Raw genomic sequence first — 3,107 nt, 5'->3', positions numbered from 1 at the left:
TAACACTGGTGATAAGCGGAAACGCCTAGCACGGGCTCTAACTATAACAAAACCAAGCTTAACTAGGCGTTTCCGCTTGATCACGTTTGTTATGATGGCAGGGAAAGAACAGTAGGTCGAAGACAAATAGGTTAATGCCTAGAGTTGGTGAAATACATCCTTGAGTACGGTAAAAGCGAGTTAAATTGTTTACCTTACCTCTGAGCTTCAGCGTTTCCTTTTCAAGCCGCGTCTTAAACGGAAACGCTGAAGCTCAGAGGCTAGCATGTGCACAATTTTCACTCAACCGATCTTCAGGCTAGTTTTTACACCCTCGTGGTTGATTAACGAAATATGTTTCTAACCTTCTCTTGCTCTTGTCCTGCCTCATAACTTTTAAATATGGGGCACAAACAGGCAGGCTACAATGGCGAAGCCGCCTGCTTGTTTGTGTCCCAGCCCGCCTGCGGGCGACATAATTTTTTTGTTAGGTGCGTGCATGGTTGAAAAAACGCTCCGCTTGCTTTGCTAAAACTGGCAACTGACCAAAATCAGTTAAGATACTTGAAGTTACGTGCCACTCCTCAGGGTGTCCATGCATATCGCTGAGCTGAAATGAAAGCCGAACCTCGCCCAAAGACGAACAAGTAGCAGAAATACTAAACTGGCTTTCTAGCGACTGCCATTCGATTACTGATTTCCACGGTTTAGAAAATGAAGCGAGTTTATTTAACCAGTTAGAAATGCCGTTTTCATCGGTATAGGTGCAAACTCGCACCGATGCTGAAACAACACCAGACAAATCGACAGTAACGTACTCAGGCTCAAGGGAAGAGAATCTTAATGAATTATTTGATATTGATGAGACTATTGAAAATTCCATTTACCCTGAAGCACCTAACGCCCGCATAACGGGCAAAAAAACGTAGGCTACAATACCAAGCGAAGCGCAGGGAGCCTACGTGTTTTTGTCCCTAGCGAGCGCAGCGAGTGGTTAATGCGTTTGTTAGCCACTTTTACACCTTGATGTAATAGATGCAAGAACTGCCTTTGCTTTTATAAACGAAAATGGGAAAGGTAATTCGCAAATACAAAAAACAAAAATAGCATTTTGTGTATAAGCAACATAAAAGTTATCGGAGATTAGTGTGCGATTGGCAGTACAAGATGCGAATAATAACTTCTCGTTGTTTTGGATAATGTTAAAGCCATATTCTTTAAGAGTAGGCATTACAGCTTGTAGGAATTGTTCGTGAGTTGTCCCTAATATAATGGTTGGCGAATACTGCTTTCTTACCAAAAGATAGCCAACCACAAGACTAACAATCAAAAGACAGGAAAGAGCAAGGTGGTTTTGTATATATGGCTGCAAAGCCTCTGTAATTATTATGCTAATAAGAACAAAAGGAAGACTATTGAAAAACGCTTGAAAGAAAATGTGAAAATGCTTCAGAAGCCACGGGGTTTCTAAAGTAAGTTTCTCATTCCTGATTGTTCGCACAACATCCATTCTATACATAAGTGGCTAACTTTAAGCTAAGCGGCGCAGTTGCGTGGGGCATAATGGCGAAGCCGCCCCGCGTAAATGCGTCCGAACGACCGAAGGGAGTGACTTAAGCGCCTTGTTAGAAGGGAAGCCTATTCCTTTGGCCTAATTAAAAACTAATGAAGTCAGCATACGATTGATTGTTAACACAAACAAGCGAAATGCCAGTGCAGTGATGTTTTTGATTTGACTGAAGCAAGCCGCCATTTGAACTGTCGGACGCATTGGCGCTTGCTGACGTTGAATAAGAACTTGGCGATAAAGCGCCTAATGCGCAACCTTTGAATTTAGTGCGGCGAAGTTAAAACCACCAAAAGCCAGAGCGATTTTTGAAACAACAGGTGAGGGTGGTTGAACTGGTTTTTTTATTAAGCGAAACGCAGTTTAGGCTGACGCCTTCTAACACTAAGCTTTGGGGCGCTAACATGGGGCTATAATCGCGAAGCGGCCCACGTGTTAGCGTCCCAGCGACCGGAGGGAGTGCCAACAGCGTTTTGTTAGGCGTACAACTGAAAGTACGCAGCTTTGCTGCCAACACTAGCCAAATAAACCGCGTGTTTAAATTATTGAATTCAAGATAAAACAACCCTGTGCGAAATACCAGATGTTAACGACATTGCTGGGTAAAAGAGCGAGTTTAGAAAGCTAGCGATGCTGAGTGTTGGCGTTTCGATGTTGATGAAAAGCGCGTTGCTAAAGCCGTTGAAACTACCGAAAAAGCACGCTGTAAAGACAACCTAGCGAAACAACCTTGATGTAGGAATGTCACGGTTAAACCCACTTTTTTATGCTGTAAGTAAATGACGCCTAACGCTAAGCTTTGGGGCGCAGGCACGGGGCTATAATCGCGAAGCGGCCCCGTGTTTGCGTCCCAACGACCGAAGGGAGTGCCAACAGCGTTTTGTTATATTTCACTTAGCGCTCCGGTCTCATTTAAAACGGGTTGTGCCCACCTATAATATTCTGATCTGTCATCAAACCAAGGCCAAAAACCATCAGTTGTTGGCCATATCATTTGTAACATATCAAAATCATCACCATCATGTAGCCACAGTCCCCAGCCTAAATATTCTTCGTAATGTGATTTGTCCACTTTTATAAAACAAACATCAAAACCACCAAGAAAATCAGAATAGTATTTACCGGGTTCAAAGATTTCACCTGCAAGCAGCCGATTTTTATAGTTATTAATAACAGAGTGAGCCAAATCAAGCTTGAGACCGACAATAATTAAATCCGGTTTGCTTTGTTGCTCGTTGATTCCAATCGAATAGCTAAAGCAGGGTTCTCCATCTCCTTCCATAACTTTTAATACGTGACATCCAAATTCTTCGATGTCACTCAGTGCCTTCTCATCCCTTTCGTCCACTAAAATCTCCGTGAAATATAACGCATGTATAACAGGCAAAAAATTGTTGGCTAAAATTAGCGACGAAGGAGCAAAAGCCAACTGTTTTTTTGTCCTTGTTAATGCACTTGTTATAAGAAATACTACTTGTCGTTCGGCTTTAGTGGTGCCAATAGCAAGTAAATTATGAAGCTTAGCCAACTAACAAAAAGAGTGGCAAGTATCCAAGCCAGC

Annotated in this window: 3 protein-coding genes; all 3 read right to left on the bottom strand. The window is 42.6% G+C overall.

Features of this window, described 5'->3' with window-relative positions:
• Positions 1-466 precede the first annotated feature (466 nt).
• The 3 genes from JV36_RS0109935 to JV36_RS0109920 all read right to left on the bottom strand — a co-directional run bounded on the left by JV36_RS0109935 (position 467) and on the right by JV36_RS0109920 (position 2,894).
• Positions 467-862: a DUF6228 family protein gene (locus JV36_RS0109935; RefSeq protein ID WP_032096110.1), complete on the bottom strand. Its 396-nt coding sequence runs from the start codon at positions 860-862 to the stop codon at positions 467-469.
• 123 nt (positions 863-985) lie between these two features.
• Positions 986-1,498, bottom strand: a complete 513-nt coding sequence (locus JV36_RS0109930; RefSeq protein WP_032096109.1) for a hypothetical protein — start codon at positions 1,496-1,498, stop codon at positions 986-988.
• A 931-nt stretch (positions 1,499-2,429) separates the two neighbouring features.
• A complete protein-coding gene (locus JV36_RS0109920; protein WP_032096111.1) occupies positions 2,430-2,894 on the bottom strand; it encodes a DUF4262 domain-containing protein in 465 nt (154 codons plus the stop codon).
• Between the last annotated feature and the right edge of the window lie 213 nt (positions 2,895-3,107).

The organism is Alteromonas sp. LOR, assembly GCF_000753865.1.
Classification (GTDB): domain Bacteria; phylum Pseudomonadota; class Gammaproteobacteria; order Enterobacterales; family Alteromonadaceae; genus Alteromonas.
The sequence above is the reverse complement of the archived record's forward strand: the minus strand, read 5'-3'. Positions and strand labels throughout refer to the sequence as shown.